Raw genomic sequence first — 1,000 nt, 5'->3', positions numbered from 1 at the left:
TGAACCGCCCCGGGTCAGGTGGAGGCTCGATTTCATGAAAGGATCGAGTCATGGCACGACCTTCCCGTTACCCGCTTGAGCTGCGCCGACGTGCGGTGCGCATGGTCGCCGAGGTCCGCGGCGACCACCCGACCGAGACCGCGGCCTTGCAGGCGGTGGTCGAGAAGCTGGACATCGGCTCCCGCGAGACGCTGCGGAACTGGGTCAAGCAGCACGAGATCGACGCCGGACAGCGGCCGGGGACGACGACAGAGGAGTCCGCCCAGCTCAAGGCGTTGAAGAAGGAGAACGCCGAGCTGAAGCGGGCCAACGAGATCCTGAAGGCCGCGGCGTCTTTCTTCGCGGCCGAGCTCGACCGGCCACACACACGCTCGTAGCGTTCATCGACGAGCACCGGGACCGCTTCGGCGGCGTCGAGCCGATCTGCAGGACGCTCACCGAGCACGACTGCAAGATCGCCCCTTCCACCTACTACGCCTACAAGAAACGGCTGGCCTCTCCGTCAACACGTTCGGTGCGGGACGCGGTGCTCAAGGAGCTGATCAGCCAGGTCCACACCGCCAACTACCGTGTCTACGGGGCACGGAAGATCTGGCGCGAGCTGAACCGGCAGGGGCATACCGTGGCCCGCTGCACCGTCGAGCGTCTCATGCGCGAACTCCGCATCCAGGGCGCGGTCCGCGGCAAACGCGTGATCACCACGCTCCCCGGCGGGCAGGTCGACCGGGCTCCGGACCGTCTCGACCGTGACTTCGTCGCCCAGGCCCCGAACCGGTGCTGGGTGGCGGACTTCACCCACATCAAGACCTGGTCCGGCGTCGTCTATGCCGCGTTCGTCGTGGACACCTTCTCCCGCCGAATCGTCGGCTGGTCGGCCGCCACCGTGAAGGAGACCGTTTTCGTCCTGGACGCCCTGGAGATGGCCATCTGGCAACGCGATCGCGACCAACACCCCATACAGCCGGGCGAGTTGATCCATCACTCGGACGCCGGGTCGCAG

General features: G+C 66.8%; 2 protein-coding genes. Both read left to right on the top strand.

Going from position 1 to position 1,000, the window contains the following annotated elements:
• The first annotated feature begins 50 nt into the window (after positions 1-50).
• Positions 51-377: a transposase gene (locus ACFVYE_RS47315; protein ID WP_389609792.1), complete on the top strand. Its 327-nt coding sequence runs from the start codon at positions 51-53 to the stop codon at positions 375-377.
• Between the two features lie 5 nt (positions 378-382).
• A partial coding sequence (locus ACFVYE_RS47310) for an IS3 family transposase (RefSeq protein ID WP_389609794.1) occupies positions 383-1,000 on the top strand: 618 nt, incomplete at its 3' end.

It is taken from the genome of Streptomyces sp. NPDC058239 (genome assembly GCF_042882185.1).
Lineage (GTDB): Bacteria > Actinomycetota > Actinomycetes > Streptomycetales > Streptomycetaceae > Streptomyces.
This window is presented reverse-complemented; position numbering and strand designations above follow the sequence as displayed.

Excerpts from the sequence above, each read along its gene's own strand:
- ACFVYE_RS47315 (WP_389609792.1), top strand. The coding sequence starts at position 51 with ATGGCACGACCTTCCCGTTACCCGCTTGAGCTGCGCCGACGTGCGGTG.